Origin of the sequence: Oceaniferula marina (genome assembly GCF_013391475.1) — a bacterium.
In the GTDB taxonomy this organism is placed as follows: domain Bacteria; phylum Verrucomicrobiota; class Verrucomicrobiia; order Verrucomicrobiales; family Akkermansiaceae; genus Oceaniferula; species Oceaniferula marina.
Genome location: NZ_JACBAZ010000002.1, coordinates 373,026 through 393,640, shown reverse-complemented (window position 1 = coordinate 393,640; position 20,615 = coordinate 373,026). Strand labels below are relative to the sequence as shown.

Here is a 20,615-nt window from a genome sequence, read left to right as displayed (position 1 = left end):
TGTCGGACTTTTGGAGATTTTGGCAACAATGGCTCAGGAAACTCCTCACAACCTCCTACGGGCCCTACGACTGAGGGGACGCCATGCCCAGCAACCGAAAAGGGCATACGAAAAGCTCCCAATGTCAAATGATGTAAAATATCAAACTTCTGCTTTTTAACCAAATCAGTCAAAAACTGCTTCACTCGAAACTGCCATAACAAAAGGCGAAATACTACGCCCAATTTCCCACGACCTCTCCGGTTCAACCGGGCCACCCCAGGCCACACATCGAGGTAGATAAATTCAATGCTTAACTCAGGATATGCATGCAATGCTTGTTCAAGCTCAGGTCGATTGCATGTCGTTGTTAAGACGGTCAACTGACAGGACTGCGACAAAGCCACTACCCAGCCCCAACCAATACCAGGCTCTGACCCCTGATTCGGGTTACATGCAAATGCCGTAAGTAAGACCCTCATTATTTCACTTCATTTGCAATACCCGCTTTTTGCAGAAAGGTGATGACTTCTTGAATTTCAGCTAACTGATTATGCCATTGTTGATCGACATTTCCCTTCATCACACCACGGTATTGTTTAAGACAAGAAGCTGCTCTAACCATTAGCTGGTAAGCTTCTTCCGGCTTACGCTGTCCCCATAGATAACGCCCTCTCAAATACAAATGCTGTGCATAGTGCATAAGCAAGCCTGTATCTGTTTGCCAGTTGTACCAGTTCACCTGCTTTTTTCCTTCCTGAAACAGCAACTCGGCATCATCGAACCGTTCCTGAGCATCGAGAAAACGAGCGAAGACCAGCAAAGCTGAAGTATACTCAACGACATACTGCTTATTTTGGAAAAAATACCCATATTCATAGCTACTTAAATATCGTTCTTTAGCTCGCAAGAACTGAGCCTCTGCTTGCTGAACTTCTTCTTTCTCCCATAAATCAACAGCCCAGCGTACGTGCATATCACCCCACTGTGAATGCATCCTAAACCACCGTTCACGAGCTTTCGCCATGTCTGAAGCTGATGCATACATAGCATCAGCCTCCTGCCACTGTTTCTGTTCAGTGTAGATTGCTGCCAAGTTAATACGGGAGACCGGATTATACGGATGACGACTAATCGAATCCAAATACGCCTGTTCCGCACTCAACAAGTTTTGCAGCTTCTCATCTTCATCTGCAGCATCCCTTGCCTCTAAACGATACAAGGTAGCCAGCCTCTGATACCGCCGCCACTGAGGAGCCCTCTCTAGCGATTCTTGTAGGGCTGGAATCCACACATCGCGATCCACATCCTGAGGAACCCAGGCCCCATCTTCCTTCGCCATCTGATTTTTGAGCAACGGCATCCCCGTCCAAAGCTGCTGCCCCCCCAAACCAACTGCCCCACCTCCTAAACACAATAACACCACCCCTAGGCCCCAAGCTCTCCCATCGCGACCACACGATGACTTTTGACCTTTGACATGCTGAGTGCCTTCTGCACCATTCAACTTTAGCACTTCCGCACTTCCGCACTTCCGCACTCTGGATCTTACCAGAGGTAAGGTCCAGATCGCACAACAAACAAGCAAGAGTAAATTTGCCAATAAGTGTGTGCGAAAATCAAAACACACATGCATCGCCATCGCAGTCATCCCACTGACTCCAGCAACAGTTAAAGCTATCGCATTGAAACCTCTCACCAAACCATCACTTGGTATTTTGCCAGCAAGTAAACGCACTTGCTTACACCCGGAGAAACAGTGCCATACCAGCAAAGCTATAACCAATATTAAACCTACAAAACCATAATCAGCAAGCAACTGTAAATATTCGTTATGCACAAATTCAGGATTTGCCTCACCGGTCGGTAAATTCGAGCTCCAATACTCAAAGCTAAGATATGAAAAACTGCGAGATCCCGCACCAAATACAGGGTAATCTGCCCACTGCTCTACAGCCATGGTCCAATAGGGCACGCGAACGCCTCCAGCAAAAAACAATTCCAACAAATCCTGATCCTGATCCTGCGGCAATGCTCGTTCACTGAACACCCATGTTACACCAATTATACAAACTGAAGCGATAACGCCACCAAAAGCCCACATTCCTATTCGCGCCCTTGTTCTAACTTTCGGTGTTTGTCCTGCTACCGAAACCATTAGCAAAATAATAAATACAAAAAGAGATGGAATCAAACTAATAACCGCTGATCTCGATTGGGAATAGGCAGCTAAAGACAGAGCCAGTGCTCCAAATAAAAACAATGCCCCACGAGAAGCAAAGCCCCCCCTACCCCATATTCCCAAACTCAGGGAGAGCAATCCCGCGATCACCGCGAAATTAGCAAAACTGCCATAGTAGCCATACATCCCCGTGACATGCCCATCACTTGATCTCACTGCTCCAGTGAATAAGGGAGTCAGAGAATAGCCCTCCCCTCCCTTTATCTGAAGTACACAAGAACCGATATGCAACAGTAACAAAACAATCACGGTAATCGCCAGGCCCATGCGTAAGTGCACCCCGGATTTCCCCCTCATACCATAACCCGCGACCAAATACAAAATTGACGCGGGCAAAATCAACATCAAGTCCTCCACCCCTAGATCAAAAACCGGAGAAAACCATGCCCGTCCAACAAAATAAAAAATTGAACCCAGAGATAACCCCAACAACCAACTTTTCCTTCCGCTGTCAAGAGTGCTAGGGTTCTGGACTTTCTGTCTTTTGACTTTCGACTCCCACACTCCCGCACTTCCAGGCTTCAGAACTTGGATCGCAGCCAGAATGGCTGCTAATCCCAACAAAATCACGGCAGGCGCCTGCAGAGGTACACTCAAGGTTATGCCAAGAGAGCCCGCAAGCAACATGCCTAAGCAAGCTAGAATAATGATGATGCTTTGCATCGTTGAATGGTTAAATCGTTGAATTGGCCGAAAGGCCTGGTTGAATGAGGCTACGCCTCGTTGAAGGGTTGAAGGTCTTGTGCAACTTTAGCACAGCGAATATTCACGCCCGAAGGTCATTCAGCGCATCCAACAGACTCCCAGACTCCCAGACTCCCAGACTCCCAGACTCCCAGACTTCAAGACTTCAAGACTTCCCTAAAAACCTGTTCCATCTTCTCCACAAATTTCCCCCTCGTATAATTAGCTTCATAGTGCTTTCGAGCCGCCGTCCCCATCTCTTGTCTTTGATCTAGGTTTCGAGTAACCTGTAACAGCGCCTCCGCATATTGCTCGGGGGCATTCACATCCGCAAGAATCGCAGCACCACTATCCCCTACCAACTGAGGAATACCCCGCCAGGTCGTGCTAATCACAGGCAACCCGAACGCCATTGCTTCAATCAAGACCAGAGGAAAATTCTCCGACTGGTAATGGGAAGGGAAAATAAAGAGGTCTGCATCCGCGTAAGCTTGCCACTTATCGCTCCCTTTTTTGACTCCGGGAAAGTGAATCACCTCTTCAAGACATTTCGCGGCAACCAACGCCTCAGCCTCTCTCCGAAAGTCTTCAGATGCCCAGGCTCCAATAAAGTGCACGTGAAAACGTGCCCCTTCGTCCCGAGCCAATCTTGTGGCACGAATAACATCCAATACCCCCTTGCCCTCATTCAATGCACCGAGAAAAAGAACCCGCAATTCTGCATTATCCAAGCGAGAACGGGGAACGAACTCAACATCTAAACCATTAGCGACGTATTCTGTTCTCTTCGCGTTGAAAATCCGCCCCGGCGAATACTTTGTCCGGCAAATTTCAACACTCAGGTCTGCATCGTAATATAACCTTTGAGCGACCCTACCTAACAGACCAGCTGACGCCACATACTCCGGCAGTCCTCCCGCATGATAATGAAACACAATCCTAGGAAACAGCCACCTTACTAAACCAAGATAAATAATATCCCGTATTACCGGCACTCTATTCGCACTCGCAGGAAGATAGTAAAGAATCCGGGGCTGCTTGGTCAAGGCGATCCACCACGTCTTATGGATCAGAGACAGCAAATGGATAATTTTTGTAATGCCAGCTTTCCCCACCGCATCAATCGTATCACTGTATGACATCCGTAAGCGCTCCACCTTGAGATCTCCCCAATCATGGTCAAACAGCATCGCTGTAACAACGGCCTGCCCGTGGTACGGTGGCGGGGTCTGCCCTACCAATAACATATCCGAACGTTCACTCATTTCATCAACCAAGCTGTTATTAATTCATCACGGTCGAATCCTGCGACCCAGGACGAATAAACAAGATAAGTACCGATCCATAATTCGACCTGAGCGCCCCAACCGGCAGCATCAAGAAACCTCTTACCCCTATCTGTTTCAGCCCAGACACGACACACATTCAAAGCTTCGGATGCTGACATACCATCCACCAAGGTCGCTCGCTGAATCATATAATGTAGCCAGTCCCACCCCGCAGGTCCATCACTACAGCCATGTTCCCAATCGAGAACTGAAATTTCAAGGACTCTCGAAATTTTAATATTCCATGGAGCAAAATCCCCATGGAACACACCGATCTTAATCGGCATCAATGCAGCATTACTCAGTCTAGGCCAGATATCAAAACCATCGAGCTTGGAAACCTTACTCGCCGTCGCCTTCCACTGCTTGGTCTCACCCAGCGGAATCGTAGCAGAAACCTTCATCCACTGACTGAGCAAATCAACCACCCGGTTATCATCACTCCTCCCGGGAGAGTATCCATGGACAAACCCTGTCGAGTATGTCGCCCAACCATCTCCCTCTTGTTCTCCCCGCAACTCGGGGATACCTTTCAACTTCGCAGGCAATGATACAATCACTTTCCGCTCAGCTATCACAGAGGTCATTGACTGATCACCGGCGCCTATTTTGTCCACAACATATCCCGAATTATGGGTATGAACAACCATGGCACGACGAGCATCCGCCTCCGGGTTACCCAGCAAAAATCCAATCTTCTCCTTATCCCCCACCCATGCGGCAAGAGGGCCATTCTCACCAATGTTAAGTTTAAGTTGGGGTAGCAATTTATGCAAGCCAACCCTAACCAAAACCCTCACACTTGCAGCCAAAGCCTTCCCTTTAAAAGTCTGGGGTTGATACAAACTCGTGGTGACCAAGGCCGCGCTACGCTCAACTGGCAAAGCAAGCAGCAAAGCCCCCTGCCTCTTTACACAGTATACAGAACATGTGCCAAGCACTTCCCCAGTTCCCTCTAGAGCCTTAATTAAGGCTATGTCAACCTCTTTAGCCATTTCTACTTACGAGGCTTATTCATTAATTTCAACGGCAGCTTAGTTAACTTGAATGCATAACTAAGTAGACAATCAACTACACTATTAAGGTGATCAGATTCAAAGAGGGTTAGACCATAGCAGCGACGAATTGCTCGAGACTCGGCCAAATGCAATTGCAGGCTCAACACATCATCAATATCATTTTTTCCAAAGTGCCTCTGGCTAATATTTTCACCATGCATACGAAAATCCGCCAACACCTTCGGGAAATAGACAAAGTTTTTTTCCTCCGCAGCCAGCCTGTTATAGTACTCGCCATCCATCACACACTTGAAGCGGTCATTCAAGAAAAAACCTTGGTCCAGCACAGTCTGGCGATTAAAGAAGGTGGCGGTAGAACCAATATAACACCCGTAATGCGCCAACATTAATTTCTTAAAAGGAAAAAGCCCCATGGTTCGCTGAAATTTTCCCGAGCCATCAATAAAATCCCATGCCCCATAGATAACATCGGCATCAGGTTTTGATTCAGCAAATTTCTTCACCGCCGCCAGTGCCCCCGGCTTAAGTCGGTCGTCGGTATTTAGCCACATCACCCATTTTCCCTGGGCCTTCTTAAAACCCTTGTTTATCGCATCCGTCATCCCCTTGTCAGGCTCAATGACCAGGTCAACATGATCATACTCCCTGATGATATCCAAGGTCCCATCCGTGGACCCTGCATCATAAATAATATGCTCATAAGTCACTCCCTCCTGAGCTACCACACTATCCAACATCTCACGAATATATTCATGATAGTTATAGCTAGGCGTTACAATGGTAAAATCAATTTGCATATCCATTTAAGTTGTTCTGTTAATAATTGAACTGTAAAGTTCAGTCATTTGCTTAGCCTTTTGTTTCCAATTATAAGCTTCCTCCACCCGCATCCGCCCATTGGCACCGTGCTCAGTCACCTTGCTAGGGTGATCGAGGTAATATTTTACCGCAGTGACTAACCCATCTATCGTATCTGCTCGTCCTCTTGTCACCACAACCTTTCCGCATTCATTTGTAACTGAAAGTGCCGGCCCACCACGATCTAAACAAATAATAGGTAAGCCAGAAGCCATTGCTTCAAGAACAGTAAATGCACCAGAATCATGTAAGCTTGGATAAAGAAACGTATCATAGTCTTCATACAATGCTAGAACCTCTTTGCGTGGTTTCCTACCTAAGAATTTGACTCGATCTTCAAGATGTAAACGTAAAACCTCCTTCGCCAATGCACTCTGTTCGCCTCCTCCACCCAGTAAATCGAGAGTGACGTATTGGGGGAGCTTAGTCATAACTTGCAGAGCTAACTCAATCCCCTTCCAATAAAAAAGTCCGCCTACAAAAAGCAGCCTAAATTTCTTACGAATCTTCCGTGGTTGTGTATTCCATTTCTGGCATCTCAGTGTAGGCATCCCTATCTGAGGAACCACTATACTATCCACACCGCATTTTTTAAAAACATCACTCATTTCCTGAGTTGACGCAAGTACTTGATCTGCTTCTTTATACCTCCTCATGCCAAACCCGGCACGTATATGTAGACGGGTCATCCAGTTTCTGAGGCTCTCCTTAAATCTAACTGAAAACTCACCATTGGGAAAAAGAGCTTCTGGAAACTCTTCACATCCTCCGACAGGCCCAACTACACACGGAAGTCCATGACCCGTTACTGCAAACGGCAATCTAAATGACGCAATTGTAAGATGATGTACAAGGTCATAATCTTGCTTTGCGCACAACTCTCTGATTTTTTTTGATGCCTTCCTTTGCCAAAGCCAATAGTATAAGCTCACTGACAAAAAATCTGGTCTTACTTTCTTTTTTATGGACCTCATTGTTGATGATAAATCCATATACATAAAATTTGGACAAGGGCGGGATAGGCTCTGAAGCTTCGCTTCAATTGCCTTCCTATTATTGGAGCGCGTCAATACGGTGACATCACAATGTTTTGCGAGGTGGATTACCCACTGCCACCCTACTTCGGGCTCCGAACCCTTATCGGGCTCACAAGCATATGCTGACACTAGTATTCTCATCTCCTATCGATAACGAGCTGACATCATCTCCATAATCTCGAATAACGCCTGATTCTTAGAATCGTTAATATCACATCCGGTATCTATCCATCTCGCACGAGCATCAGCACTACAGAATCTTTTCAGCCCCTTGACTTGCCTTGTTACCTCCTCCAAGGATGTTTCCGGCTTACGTTCATAAATACTTTCAGGGTCGGCTCCCAAACACAAAACGAGATTAGGCTTGGGGACGACCGTGAACACGCAGCGGATTAGCCATGGTGGTAATTTCATACGCATCCTACGTGGATCGAGTATCACATCGTAACAATAACGATCGAATAAACAAATATTTACGCGCTTGAACAAGAGAGGATAAATTTTAATCCAATATCCAAACAAATAGTCCGTGGTGTAATAACCTAACCGAATTAATGATCCAACAATGCCACTTGGGCTCTGCGCATGAGGATCTTGCACCGTGTCACCGCTGTCGGCAGAGCGTTTACCTGCCGCTACACCTAGTGCTTTCATCCAGTTGGGACGCATGTGTTCATAGTAAATCTCAGTGTGAATCGCTCGCTCCAAAATTGGCGTAATCGCCTTGATCACTGTCGTCTTTCCTGACCCGTCGGTTCCTGTTACTCCCAAACTAATACCTGGGGGATGCCATAGCCGATTCACGCGACAAAAGAAGTTTTTTACTAACGATCCAACTTGAGCAGTACCGTGTTTCTGCCAAATCTCTCGTCGCATTGCTCGAGCCATTTGAGCAATTGGGGCAACCTGCTCATTGTCTACCTCAAGCATGGCTATAAACCTCTTTAGTAATTCTGGGCTAAAGGTTTCATGTAATATCTCCAACGACTGATCGCCAAAAATCTGATACGATTTAGCAGCTTCTGAAAAATAATTCTTCCGAGATTTACCATTATTAACCAGCTCTTTGAGCAGTGCCATCACCTCGACATCTCTGGTAGAGGCCACTCTGATACCCCGGTAATCTTCAGCCCGAAGTATCATTGGAGAGCTCGAAACGTATACCATACCTCGGTAGTCAATTCCAGCCAGCAAATCCACTGCACACCCCCACCAGTTACCATCATAAAAGCCCAACAATTTGATGAATCTTCCCGTTGTTGCGTAATCGGCGATTACATTTCCTCCAAATCTTTCAGCAACCTTCCGAACTAACTCCGCCACGGAATCTCGCTCCTCGGCAACAACCAAAAGATCTAGATCACTACTACCCAAACTATTAGGCAGTTCTTCATAATTTCTGAGAACGCAATAATTAACAGAATTTTTAAAAAACTCTTTAAAAAGACTCCTTAAAAAGGGAGATTCTGGAGTTATCGTCTCATTCATTATTATGAAATTATTCAACCATAGGTGACGTATAATCGCCAACTGGCATAACCACCAGGCACAGTTCTTAGCTTATGGTGATTTCCGTATCTTACCAGCTTGTCTTGTTTTTTACCATGGAGCTACCCTATATAATTACAATTTTATAGATACGCCTTTAGAGTGTCTATTTCATACCTTCGCTAATTATATGGGATAGGATTATTTATCATGGCAATATAGTCGACTTAGGATCTACACCTACAACGTCATCAAAGCTCTGATGTTGGGAGACATAATGGGGTATATACCCATTGGGTTGCAGTTGGCCTACCCCTAGATCTAAGCCATATGTTCTGTTTGCTCTTAGGAGCAAACCTGAAGACTCGTTTCCGACCCCTAACCCAGTAGCTCTCACTGAACTATAGTACCCATTATTTCTTTTCACTATTGGCAATACCGAGTTGTTCTCTGCCAATGAATCCTCACCTCGAAGAGTAATCCCTACAAATCTTATTGCGACTGGTGTGATGATGGTATTGCCTGCAATATATTCGTTTTTTCCCCACGACTGTATTCCATGAGCATAGATATCTGTATACACAGTCGTATCTCTAGAGAAAATATAATTATTTTGAATGATACTCCCATTGGATGCTGGGAACAATGGCGTATGAACTTCTTCATATAGCTGTATACCTATACCCCACCTAACAATAATATTGTTCCGTATGGTGGATTTCGCCATAACCGCTATACCATAGTTGTTTGTTTGTTCTTCGGCGCCGGTAGGTATAACTCCATCAAAGAAATTCTGTGATATATTAGCATGTGTGGGATCTGCTGTATTATTAAGGTATACAGCCTTCGACCTAGTAATTTCTGTTCCGAATGCTACATTCGTGATGTGGCCTGTATTTTTAAAGGAGAGCTCACGTGTTGAGACGTCAAAAGAGTTCACCTCTAAGATGTTGTTTTGTGACGCCAATCCAGGAACGGCAGGTGCCCTAAGATTTATTATATCCCCTTGTCTGAAGGTGTTATTCCCTGCGCTCATTATAACCTCTGCAGTTGAAACTCCATCCGGCGGCGGCATTGTGAAAGCCGTAGTTGTCGCACCCATGGCTGTGTTGTCATTTACCTGATACACGGATTCATAGCCCATGAACCTCACGACATTATTAGTAAACTCCAGATTCAACGGGCTTCCATAATGCGATGCATCCTTGAGCTTGCCTCCTGGACTCGTCGAGGTATCCGTCATATCAGCCCCCCCCCCTTCAAATAGATTATCTTCATATCGAGCGTGGTTGACCCAAGATGACACCCTTAACTGCAGCCCTCCGCCCCATGAAAGTTGACCGTTTATAGTATTGCTGCCGTAGGGATTTAACACTTTGTTTCGACAAAAATTAAACTGAGCCAGCTTACCTCGATTATCGTAGCCACTTGTATATATCCATACCGCTCCGTGACAATTATTAAAGGTGCAGTCATAGAATGAAACCGACTCGATTTTTCTATCATCCACATTCACGATAGACACCCCATCTGCCCCATTTGGAGATCTACCGATCACCTCTTCTAACGGAACACTATCTTTTTCCCAGGACATCCCCCTAAACGTCAGAGATCTAAAGCTCCCAACCGTCATCATCATATGCACTCGCGTAGGACTAAGTGTAGAATAGAACACAGCGTCGGGCTCACCCTTTACTATCAGATCCCGCCCAGATAGATCCGCACCTCCTAATTCGAGAATGCGCCAACGACTTGTTGCTGTGTAATAAGGGGTTGCTTTCTTGGTATTTAATCTGTAAGTTCCGGTCGGTACATATAAAGTGTTATGATTGGGTGAAGCCTCAAGGGCGTCAATCGCAGACTGGATTGCCAACGTGTCATCAGTCACGCCATCACCGACAGCTCCATAATCCTTTATATTGATAACTACCTCTTTGAGAACATTGATCTGCTGCACTGACTGCGGACCGACCGTGTAGTCTTCATCATTCAATATTGTTAAAATAACAGATTCTGACAAAATCAAGCTCGAGCCAGCTATCGGTTTAACAGGGATCACTACTGAGTTCTGCCCAAATGGAACGGTAACAGAACCATTAATCGCTTCGTAATCAGAATTAGGCACGGCCGTGCCGCCAATTGTGTAATTAACCGTTAATTCATCCACACCGCCCTTCCTGACTATTTTGAAGCCTCCATTCTCCATTCGACTAATGTTTGCAACGGCATTAGAGGCTTCAACACACACCTCATTTGAGCTTGCCAGCATAGTCTTCAAGGCATCCATATCTCCCATTCCATATACATCGGTCTTTTCTAATTTTCGATCCAACCCAACCTGCTCCTCTTCCCAGTCATTAAGACCATCGGCATCCGTGTCTATGTCATAGACGTGAATCATATATTGTCGCTGCACACCACTTTCAGAAATGATCGATGTAGTCATTGCCTCACCGCTACCAACAAACGGAAGCCCCTCGTCAACCCACTCAATTTCTGTTAGACTGCTACTGCGAACTTGATACATCTTACCTCGCTCTGTGCTCCAAGTCAGGCTTGTCCCAGAACCAAATTGAATAACCGGAGGTTTTAATTGCGATTCTACATCAAAAGGATTAGTCCCAGCAATGAATTCACTCATATCCGTCTGCCCGTCTTTATCTGAGTCTTGTGTTTGAGTTGCCAATGCCTGATTCACGACACTTCCCCAATCATCTATGACCTCGATCTTATAAAAATGACGATTCTGGCTTGGTGTTTCCAGAGCAATACTGACTGGCCCTCCATTCCCCAGCACTACACCACCCAAATTAGTCCAATTCCCGAGATCAAGACTATTCGATTTTTTCAGTTGATACCGAATTCCCTTAATTGTGCTCCAAGATGCAAACACTGCACGAGCTCTATATTGCGTATTGGTGATTTGCAGCACGGAAGCATCTGATAGAGGGTCTGTCCCAGCAATACTCTCGAGCAAATTGCTTTGCCCGTCATTATCTGCATCAAAAGTTGGATCTATACCAACCACATTATAGCGTCTCTCCCAAACATCACTCATTCCATTGGAGTTCAGATCAAGCGTAGCCTCAACGGTGATTAGCGATGAAAACAACACGCAGAATATTATCAACAGATACCAAACATCGCAGAGACTCGTATTGTTTATTCTCTTATTCGCTAGGCGTACAAGAGCATTCCTTATAGTGTCGTCATTCATCATTTAATCATTTCAAGCCTAGGACATTTAACCAATGAGCCAACCAGTATCACTGATTCAACTCTTTAATCAACCATTTATTCAGCTCCTCAGCCAGCTCCACGGATCTTAAATAAGCCCCCTCTTCCGAGAGATGATAACTGGTATCAGCGTATAACTTTCTTTCTGCGCAGACACCGAGGTGTCCTCCCCTTAAGACTGGCATGATACGCGACACCTCATCCAAAAAATCAAGATTATATCCACGGTTGGCGTCTACCACTTCCTTCTGGGTGAAAATCCATGGCATGGAGTAGCACAATTTAATCCCTTTTTGCTCACAATATAATACAGCTTGCTGTAATAAGTCGTTTCCCATCCCATTGATGGGAAATGGCCTAGTCATTAACTCATTTGGCTTCAAGAGTGAATCTTTGTAATCCGTCGAGAGTCGGCCTCCATCTTGCCAATCATCCATAGTGTAGCGGTAGAGTGGTCGCCCGGTAGCCAGTTTCGAAATCATCGTTGAAAAATAACGACTTCCGGGCCTGAGTGTCGCAATGATATCTTTAAGCTGCATATCTCTGTTGGTCACAGGCCTCCCCACAGCACGCAGCGGGTGCCCTTGAATAATAGCCATTTCCAGAGCTAGTGGAATCTCTTCGGGTTCGGTAAACTTTGATAGTAAAGCGGGTTCAATTGCTAAGATGACCACGTCCCCCCTTCTAGCATGGGCAAGTGTGTTTGCTACCAGATAACTCGCCCCCATTGACGCACTCCCTCCCATGTTACATGTCGGAATCCCCGTCTTTTGCTCAATCACGATGGGATCAAGAGAAAACGAACAACTCGATCCGCCAGTAACTAAAATCACTGGGACGTCAGGATTATTTGACCTCATTTGTTCTAGACGAGCCGAATTTCGATCCATGTACTCTTTCCAGAATACGACTTCTGGATTTCCCCACACCATCAAAAAATTGGCGATTAAGAGAGAAACTACGGCAACTGCAGCCAAAATAAGAACCTTCTTCATTATGATTATTAAAAGTTAAAGTAGATAAATCCAGACTTCTCGGATGGTGAAAGTAGCACAATAAGTATTACCATGACAATCGAGATAGTATAATTACGCAATACACAATACGCCTCACCCCTGCGATAAGATAACCACTCCAGAGCCAAGCACATGGTCGAAAGGATCAGAAGAAATAGAGTATTTATATATTCCCCCTTGGATATATAGAGTTGTGTCAATTCGGATAAATTGTGACCTGCATATCCCGATATTGAGAGGATGGAAGCCGCCTTTTGCCAGAGAACATCCATTCGGTTCTCATAGAAAAATAACCACGTAAAAAATACAAAAATCATTGTGAACCCCCATGCCAAGGGTCGGGGGATCCAAGCAGTTTTAAATGTATTGATGATCACGATACCACATCCGTGCAATAGTCCCCACACCACAAAATTCCAGCCCGCACCATGCCATATTCCTGACACCAAAAATACAACCAGCACATTGAAAACCCAGTATCTGGATCTACCCCCTCCCATTGGAATATATACATAGTCTCTAAACCACTGACTCAATGTTATGTGCCATCGTCGCCAAAATTCCTGGATATTATAAACTAGGTAAGGACTCCTGAAATTTAGTGTAAGATCGATCCCGAAGACCTGCGCTAATCCCAAGGCGATAAAACTATATCCAGCAAAATCAAAATATATCCGAAACCCAAAACACAAGCATTCACACCAGACATGAAAGGCATTTTCACTGTTAATCATCATTCTGTCTGATGCAAGAGCCAAATTATCAGCGAGAACCAACTTATAGAAAAAACCCATTACCACCCATGATGCGGCACCTGAAAGTCTATCAGGTCTCGCCCTATACTCCAAATTTCTTACCTGCGGCAATAAACTTGAGCGACGTTCAATGGGACCTGCTACAATCTGTGGAAAAAAACTCGCAAAATTCATAAAATCCAATGATTTGGGTAGTGGTTTTCTCATTACAGCTGTATCAACCGTCATACCAATCATTTGAAATGTATAAAAAGACAGCCCCATCGGAATCAGCAAACCGTGTCTTTCCCAGTCTAAACCCAAAACCTCGGACAAAAAGAAATTACTATATTTATAATAGAATAATGGAGCAATCTGGATTGCCACGACCAGCGCAATCTGTAGATGTCTTCGACGGCTATTAGCCGTTGGCGAAATAGTGCGCAACCCCATAAACCCAACAACCACAACCCATAGAAACACAAGAAGCGTTTCCCAACTTTCTGACGCCAAAAGAGTTAAGGAAAGGACGGCTATACAGCACTTCTCTAATAAATTTTTGCTACTCGGGATAAGGCGCACCAACAGCATATAGGCTAGCCATGTGACGACAACTCCTAAAGCCAGCACTTGCCAAAATTGTATTGAAGCAAAATTCACCCCGAGATAAATAGTGTATTGATTAATCTCAACCCTGCTAATGCCCTTTTAGACAGATTAATAGGCAATAATTCAGCGTTGATTGTTTAATGTTGCAACAGGCCCTCGTGACGCCTCTTTACTTCATATCCAACTATGGGACATTTCTTGTCGGCATCAACCGATGTAAGAGTTCGCTTGACCGCTAGCCATACGCCAACACGCCAGGCTACCTGCCACATATTCACAGCAGAATGTCCAAATTGCCATGACCTTAGTAAATCCCCTAACGTTAACAATAAGATGAACATCAATAGGGTGTATCTCCAATCATAAATACTCAATTGCTTTATCGATTTCATACAACCAATTATGAGAGTTATCCACACAGATGCCCAAATCACTGCAGCAGGGATGCCAAAATCCGCAGATATTCCTAACCAAGTATTATGCCAAGCTGAGTTGGCCGAATACGTGAGCCCTAAAATATGGTCCCCTTCCTCCAAAACATCGCCTGGATTATAGCGTAAATGCCACAACAAATCGAAATCTGCTTGCAGGCCTTCACCCAATATCGGTCTCTCACTTATATCTCTTAGCGCATATTTATTGAGTGTTTCTCTAAAATCGTTGTCTGCTGACGCCTGAACATCTCCATCCCATTCTCCCACTGGCAAAACAGACAAAACTCGCTGTGCGGTTTTAGGTAGATGAAAGATGGATCCATGGCCTATCAATGCCACACTAACTATTAATATAGTCATGGCCCCACATAAAAACACGGCAATGAACTCCTTCCTGAGAACAGTTCCAAGAATTGGATATATCAGCATCAATACTGTGAATGACCTTTTTCCAGAAGCAAAACCAAGCCCAATACATAGTATGTATAGAACAACCACCCACCAGTTGGTGGGTATGAGCATCATCCTGAATGAATACCTAGACACAATAAAAATTACTATCAAATGCGGAACAATTGATAGTTGCTGATTCCAACCATAAAACCCGCCTCCTGACTCCATTACCGAACGCCCAGAAAATACAGCCATAGCAGGAAAGAATACTTGAGCTATGTTCCAAGCTGAGCCCATAATTGCACCAACTAGCACCAACATCAAAACTTTTTTAGCCTTCTGGCTGTCAATCACTTGATTCATCAAAATTACGACAGATAGAAGGGACAAACCAATCATCATATAAAAACGCAACCCCCCCTCTGATGCTCCCATAGAGCTCAATCCTACAGGGTTTAATATATATATCATGAAAACCCAAGTAGAATAAAGATACACGGGCAGAGCCCCCCTAACATATAAAATTGGCAATTTACGTCTACTGACAGCTTGCAGCACAACAAATAATAACGAAACAAACAGCCACGCTTCGCCAAGTTTCATACTTACAGGCCCCACCGGAACTGCGGGAAAGTCCCCCACCATCGAAAACGGTATGAGCATCCAGAAGCTACGCTTCATGGTTGCCATAATGCCAACTCCTACAAGCAGCAATACATAGATGTAGGCTTCCTTGTACTCTCCACTACCAACCACTGTGCCTACAAATACAGCAAAGCCCAAGCCTGTTATCAAGGCCAGCACCAAGCGTAGGTCTACCGCTCCAAGCCTGTTTGATTTGCGTTTATAGATATTCATATAGTCTACACGTAAAAACTTTCCTTACTCAAATGCCTGTTTGCGCCAACAACCGTCACACCAGCTGGCACGTCTTTCGTTACCACGGCATTGGCTCCAATGGAGGCCCCCTCTCCAATACTAATGCCACCTAGAATTTTTGCACCAGCTCCTATGTATACTCTGTCTCCAATATTGGGGGACTCTGCGGTCAAATCCCGTCCACCTAATGTCACCTGATGATTGATTACAACACCTTCTCCAATTTGGGAATTACTATGAATTACAATACCATATGGGTGAGGCAAATAAGTAGACTTGGGGAGTCTACAGAATATATCACAGTGTAATACAATCATTAGCATTCTTGAGATTACCGGAATGTTGCGGTTCACACAGAAAATCAGCGTATTAGCTAGTCGGCTGTTTCTAATCCATTTGTTTTTACCGTGTACTGTCATATCCATTCTTTACTAATTATGCGTGCCGGGTTTCCCGCCACAATCGACCTCTCTGGAATATCTTTCGTGACTACGGAGCCTGCCCCTATAACTGCGCGATCCCCAATGGTGACCCCCTTTAGAATCATAGCTCTTGCACCTATAAATACCCCCTTTCCTATATTAATTGGCTGACATGTTTGCTCTGTTCCGTTGAGCCAACTGTATCCTTCACCCGGAATGTGGAAATCCGTATCTAAAATCATAGCACCGCTTCCCATAATCGTATCCTCACCAATCTCAACAGAACATGCGGCACAGATTGTCGATCCACTGATACCAACCCGATCACCAATGATCAAACAGGCAGTCGGGCTCAGTGTCCTTATGACACACGGTTGAATCATACCCAGAGGATTACACCTCTCAGAACTGCTCAGGGTGATGTGATTGCCCATTGAGAATTGCGACCCACGGAACTTGGTAACTATGGGCTTGCCATTGATAGCGCAATGCTCACCCAACTCGACGCCACGCATCCTGATAAGCGACGCCCAGTACAGGCCAATACACTTCCTAATTGATTGAGTCAACGATCCTATGCTCATACTAAGTTAACTTTACCTGTTCAACCAGACTCCAAATTTCTTCAGCCCGATCAGGAACTAGTTCTGGAGCCAATTGTTTTGCTGGTTTGTAAAATTTTCCTTCATCCTGCTTTTCACGTGATTTCCATGAATTCCCCCGGACCGGATGTCCAAAAATTGTAGCCGTATTGAGACTTTCGTCTATTTTAACCTCTATAAACTGACAGAGAGCATCCCTAACAGACATTTTTCCGCTAACGAGATCCTCGAAAGTGACGAGGCCAAACTGATCGGGATAAAACAGACGTAGATAGACCATATCCACGACTTTGTGAAACCAGTGTTCCCATGCAGTTTGCAGCATTTCATGAGTTGGTTCCACATCTCCATGCCTCGACTTGATCTGTGAGATTGCATAGGAATCGAAGGATCTCACACTACTCAATATCTTTACGTTTGGCATTGTTTCACAAAGCCATAACAGCTGTGTTCTCATAGCTCCGTGCACTATGTACCCGTCGTATTGGCTGCTACAAGCACTCTTATCCAGTTTTCCAAGGGCCTCAACATACTCACATAGCACTTCATTGTACGACTGACTGTATCGAAGCCGTGTGCTGTTGTTTTCGAGATAAGCACTATAGGCATCAAAATCTACAGGAAACGTTACCCCTTCGAAATCGACCACTGCGGACTGCTTACGATGACCTACTCCGGAATATCCACAGGATTCATGGCTTTCGGTACGATTTACCTCTGCAAACCTACGCCATTTACTCCCTCCCCCATTGCTCGCAATATTCATCAATGCCGCGGCAGTGGATTCAGAGCGAATATCTTGCATGAATGCATGGATGTCATAGTTTGCCCTGGTAAAGCTGAACATATGAAACCCATCCTCACCGGGCACACGTGGCAGCTCCGAATGACTATCTAACATCGACATAAGCAAATGGTTTCCCATTCTTGAAGGGCTGGAAACCACGAGCAACTGCTCATCACGACGATTGGCATCAATCTCGAAAAACGGGTGTTTCGGAATGCGGCACTCATGATAGAAAGTCAATTCGTCCCGGTGGCGCTGAATTAATGATTCAAATGATTTCATGACTCTCTATTCTATTGGCGCCTCTGAATGAGGCTCCGTCAACAGGCTTTTCGCGGCTACACCGAACACACTTCCACAGTTAGCAAGAACCCATTCTTTCTCACTCTGGGAGCTTGCTTTGCTCGCCCTGAGCAAGCTAAGCAATTCGTCACGGTTTCTGGCGACACAATTAGGTGGCAGCAACGACGGGCCGACCCTTTTTTCCAGCTCTGTTGACAACAAGGCAGCACAGGGAAGGTCCGCGGCTATTCCATGCATGATGGAGGAGGAGTTCACCGTGCACAAAAAATCTGATGCCATGATGTCCTGTTCAATGGTGTTTTCTTCCTTACAAAAACCAAATGGCACTCCTAGCCCTTCAATGAGGGCTGTAATCGCATCACGAACATCATCCCCTTCATTCGGGTGCAAACGAATGAGGATTCTCCAGGAAGGATCCTTTAGTCTGGCCACGGCCTCGGCAGCCTCGTGGAAAAAGCGCTGGAATTCCGGCTCACCCCAGCCGGTGCTTGCCCTCCACTGGCTGAGCAGCAACAGCACCTTGCCGTTACTCTGACCACGTTGTTGATACTGCACCCGCTCAGTTTCGAAATTTCCTATGGCATTCAATCGGTTAGGATCAGCACCGAAGCTCTTCAGAATCTGCTTGCTACTGTCTCCCCATACCCAAGCCTCCTCAGCGATGAAAGGGGAACTTTGGGGTCCAGGGGCCCCATGCTGCATCACAATGCTGCGGAGCCCTGATAATCGGGCTGCAGCAATGGCACCGCTTGCAGGCTTCACAACGTCGTTTATAGTAGCTACCGTATGCACACGCCATTTTTTGAGGCAGTGCTCGGCGGCACCAATTTCCCAGTAGAAAAGCATGGCATGCTTCAATATATGAACAGGCCATAATTTGAAGGTCTTCTTCAACGCCTTGCGCGTTGTCTGATTGGAAGCTAACAAATATATGGCGAGTGTAGCCGCCAAAGCACCTCGAACCCAGACTTTGGGACGAAAGTGCATTTTTCTAAAGTCGGATTTGGGATGCCAATAGATTTGCTTGTCGTCCAGAATCTTATCCGGAATCCTTCCTTCCGGCATGAGCATGTGAACATTGGCGGTGGGATCACTCTTGCGAACCTCTTCCGCCAGCCGGTAACAAACCCCCAAACAATAATCCCTGCTGTAGATAGGGATAAACAGAATCCCGCCAGATTCAGCAGCAACATCCCTAACCCGAGGGATGCGTTCACCGGCAACCATAGGCTTGGCTTTCTGCGGGTGATTGGTGCCAACCACACCCACGAGGTATCTGGTGAGCCCGAGCCACTCCGGATATTTGCCATGAAGTTCGTTGAGAACTGTGCAGAAACCCTTCCACGCACGATCCCACCCCACCAGTGAGTGCCCTTTACTCATGATCTAGAATTCTCACCAAGCAATCGGATACCCGTTGTTGCGCGTCCTCACCAAGGCTGACTGAACAAGGAAGACTAATGGCGCACCGCTGTAGGGCAGCCCCGACGGCATATTCCTCTGTATGGCACTTCTTACTTAAATAAGTCAGCTGCGGCATTGGCTTCCATAGGGGGCGAGCCTGAATCCATTTCTTTCCCAGCTGTTCAATCACAGGCATAACCTCCCGTCCAAGAAGCTCCACAGTGTAGAGCCAGTATGTCGCTTTAACATCCGTGGAACCGGGCATAATCCTGATACAGCTGTGATTGCCAAGTTGCTCAGCGTATCGCCGTGCAATAGCCCTTTTTCGAACAATATGCTCATCGAGTTGTTCCAGTTGAGCACACCCCAAGGCTGCTGCCATGTTCGTCATACGGTAATTATACCCGACCTCATCGTGAATGAACTCTACAGGGTCGGTTTTGGCCGTGGTGCTCAAATGCTTGGCCCGTGTTGAATCGCCTTCAGAATAGGTAAACAAGGCTCCCCCGCCACCAGTGGTAATGATCTTGTTTCCATTAAAACTGGTGGCGACAAAGCGTCTGACATCCGGATAACAGGGCAGTGGTTCAGCCACTTTCCGCCCTTTGTATTCGGCACCAAGTGCCTCGGCGGCATCCTCTATCAGAGGAAGATCATATCTCTGTGCAAGCGCAGCAAGACGATCCACATCGGCCAGACCACCCAGCAAATGCACAGGGAGGAGTGCGGCTACCCTCCTTCCTGTGATCTTATTAAAAAGCCCTCCGTCCCTGGATTCGCAGTTATGCTCAAGAAACCGCTCTACCTCGTCAACATCCAGCTGCCAATCATCCGACGAGATATCCACAAACACGGGCCAGGCACCACAGTAGCGCACGGCATTGGCAGGTGATACAAACGTGATAGCAGGCATCACTACCTCATCATCCTCTCCTACTCCCGCGAGGATTAGTGCGATGTGCAATGCCGATGTTCCCGAGTTCATTGCCGCCACATGGGGAGCCCCCGAGCAAACCGCTAGGTCATCCTCAAAACGGGACACATATCCGCCGACATAGGATACCCATTCCGTTTCCACGCACTCACTCACGTAGGGTAGCGCGTTGCCACCGAGTACCGGTACAGAAAGCGGTATAAAATCTTCCTTATCCATACACCTT

15 protein-coding genes are annotated in these 20,615 nt (G+C 45.9%); all 15 read right to left on the bottom strand.

Features of this window, described 5'->3' with window-relative positions; genetic code table 11:
- Nucleotides 1-460: 460 nt before the first annotated feature.
- Nucleotides 461-2,884 (bottom strand): O-antigen ligase family protein, encoded by a 2,424-nt coding sequence (locus HW115_RS06150; RefSeq protein ID WP_178931716.1) that lies wholly within the window; start codon nucleotides 2,882-2,884, stop codon nucleotides 461-463.
- A 179-nt stretch (nucleotides 2,885-3,063) separates the two neighbouring features.
- Nucleotides 3,064-4,170 carry a glycosyltransferase family 4 protein gene (locus tag HW115_RS06145; protein WP_227021316.1) on the bottom strand — a complete coding sequence of 369 codons (1,107 nt, stop codon included), beginning with the start codon at nucleotides 4,168-4,170 and terminating at the stop codon, nucleotides 3,064-3,066.
- The gene (locus HW115_RS06140) at nucleotides 4,167-5,009 is read right to left on the bottom strand and encodes a hypothetical protein (RefSeq protein ID WP_178931714.1); all 843 of its coding nucleotides are present in this window, start codon (nucleotides 5,007-5,009) and stop codon (nucleotides 4,167-4,169) included. Before HW115_RS06140 ends, HW115_RS06145 begins: the two co-directional genes overlap by 4 nt.
- Nucleotides 5,010-5,230: 221 nt before the next feature.
- A complete protein-coding gene (locus HW115_RS06135) occupies nucleotides 5,231-6,055 on the bottom strand; it encodes a glycosyltransferase family 2 protein (RefSeq protein WP_178931713.1) in 825 nt (274 codons plus the stop codon).
- Nucleotides 6,056-7,102: a glycosyltransferase family 4 protein gene (locus HW115_RS06130; RefSeq protein ID WP_227021315.1), complete on the bottom strand. Its 1,047-nt coding sequence runs from the start codon at nucleotides 7,100-7,102 to the stop codon at nucleotides 6,056-6,058. It lies immediately after the preceding gene.
- A 189-nt stretch (nucleotides 7,103-7,291) separates the two neighbouring features.
- Nucleotides 7,292-8,635, bottom strand: a complete 1,344-nt coding sequence (locus tag HW115_RS06125) for a hypothetical protein (protein WP_178931711.1) — start codon at nucleotides 8,633-8,635, stop codon at nucleotides 7,292-7,294.
- A gap of 208 nt (nucleotides 8,636-8,843) precedes the next feature.
- Entirely contained in the window at nucleotides 8,844-11,855 is a 3,012-nt protein-coding gene (locus HW115_RS06120) for a glycosyl hydrolase family 28-related protein (RefSeq protein WP_178931710.1), read from the bottom strand.
- A gap of 46 nt (nucleotides 11,856-11,901) precedes the next feature.
- Nucleotides 11,902-12,867 (bottom strand): hypothetical protein, encoded by a 966-nt coding sequence (locus HW115_RS06115; protein ID WP_178931709.1) that lies wholly within the window; start codon nucleotides 12,865-12,867, stop codon nucleotides 11,902-11,904.
- Between the two features lie 8 nt (nucleotides 12,868-12,875).
- Nucleotides 12,876-14,282 carry an MBOAT family O-acyltransferase gene (locus HW115_RS06110; protein ID WP_178931708.1) on the bottom strand — a complete coding sequence of 469 codons (1,407 nt, stop codon included), beginning with the start codon at nucleotides 14,280-14,282 and terminating at the stop codon, nucleotides 12,876-12,878.
- An 86-nt stretch (nucleotides 14,283-14,368) separates the two neighbouring features.
- Entirely contained in the window at nucleotides 14,369-15,916 is a 1,548-nt protein-coding gene (locus HW115_RS06105) for an O-antigen ligase family protein (protein WP_178931707.1), read from the bottom strand.
- A 5-nt stretch (nucleotides 15,917-15,921) separates the two neighbouring features.
- A complete protein-coding gene (locus tag HW115_RS20035) occupies nucleotides 15,922-16,356 on the bottom strand; it encodes a serine O-acetyltransferase (RefSeq protein WP_319609277.1) in 435 nt (144 codons plus the stop codon).
- A complete protein-coding gene (locus tag HW115_RS20175; protein WP_343219696.1) occupies nucleotides 16,353-16,601 on the bottom strand; it encodes a DapH/DapD/GlmU-related protein in 249 nt (82 codons plus the stop codon). The genes HW115_RS20035 and HW115_RS20175 overlap by 4 nt, the downstream gene beginning before the upstream one ends.
- Before the next feature lie 343 nt (nucleotides 16,602-16,944).
- Nucleotides 16,945-18,030: a hypothetical protein gene (locus tag HW115_RS06090; RefSeq protein ID WP_178931705.1), complete on the bottom strand. Its 1,086-nt coding sequence runs from the start codon at nucleotides 18,028-18,030 to the stop codon at nucleotides 16,945-16,947.
- Nucleotides 18,031-18,036: 6 nt separating this feature from the next.
- The gene (locus HW115_RS06085) at nucleotides 18,037-19,434 is read right to left on the bottom strand and encodes a hypothetical protein (RefSeq protein ID WP_178931704.1); all 1,398 of its coding nucleotides are present in this window, start codon (nucleotides 19,432-19,434) and stop codon (nucleotides 18,037-18,039) included.
- Nucleotides 19,427-20,608, bottom strand: a complete 1,182-nt coding sequence (locus HW115_RS06080) for an aminotransferase class I/II-fold pyridoxal phosphate-dependent enzyme (protein ID WP_178931703.1) — start codon at nucleotides 20,606-20,608, stop codon at nucleotides 19,427-19,429. The genes HW115_RS06085 and HW115_RS06080 overlap by 8 nt, the downstream gene beginning before the upstream one ends.
- Nucleotides 20,609-20,615: the final 7 nt, after the last annotated feature.

Coding starts and splice junctions, on each gene's coding strand:
- HW115_RS06150 (WP_178931716.1), bottom strand. CDS start 2,884: ATGCAAAGCATCATCATTATTCTAGCTTGCTTAGGCATGTTGCTTGCG.
- HW115_RS06145 (WP_227021316.1), bottom strand. CDS start 4,170: ATGAGTGAACGTTCGGATATGTTATTGGTAGGGCAGACCCCGCCACCG.
- HW115_RS06135 (WP_178931713.1), bottom strand. CDS start 6,055: ATGGATATGCAAATTGATTTTACCATTGTAACGCCTAGCTATAACTAT.
- HW115_RS06130 (WP_227021315.1), bottom strand. CDS start 7,102: ATGGATTTATCATCAACAATGAGGTCCATAAAAAAGAAAGTAAGACCA.
- HW115_RS06125 (WP_178931711.1), bottom strand. CDS start 8,635: ATGAATGAGACGATAACTCCAGAATCTCCCTTTTTAAGGAGTCTTTTT.
- HW115_RS06120 (WP_178931710.1), bottom strand. CDS start 11,855: ATGATGAATGACGACACTATAAGGAATGCTCTTGTACGCCTAGCGAAT.
- HW115_RS06115 (WP_178931709.1), bottom strand. CDS start 12,867: ATGAAGAAGGTTCTTATTTTGGCTGCAGTTGCCGTAGTTTCTCTCTTA.
- HW115_RS06105 (WP_178931707.1), bottom strand. CDS start 15,916: ATGAATATCTATAAACGCAAATCAAACAGGCTTGGAGCGGTAGACCTA.
- HW115_RS20035 (WP_319609277.1), bottom strand. CDS start 16,356: ATGACAGTACACGGTAAAAACAAATGGATTAGAAACAGCCGACTAGCT.
- HW115_RS20175 (WP_343219696.1), bottom strand. CDS start 16,601: ATGATTTTAGATACGGATTTCCACATTCCGGGTGAAGGATACAGTTGG.
- HW115_RS06090 (WP_178931705.1), bottom strand. CDS start 18,030: ATGAAATCATTTGAATCATTAATTCAGCGCCACCGGGACGAATTGACT.
- HW115_RS06085 (WP_178931704.1), bottom strand. CDS start 19,434: ATGAGTAAAGGGCACTCACTGGTGGGGTGGGATCGTGCGTGGAAGGGT.
- HW115_RS06080 (WP_178931703.1), bottom strand. CDS start 20,608: ATGGATAAGGAAGATTTTATACCGCTTTCTGTACCGGTACTCGGTGGC.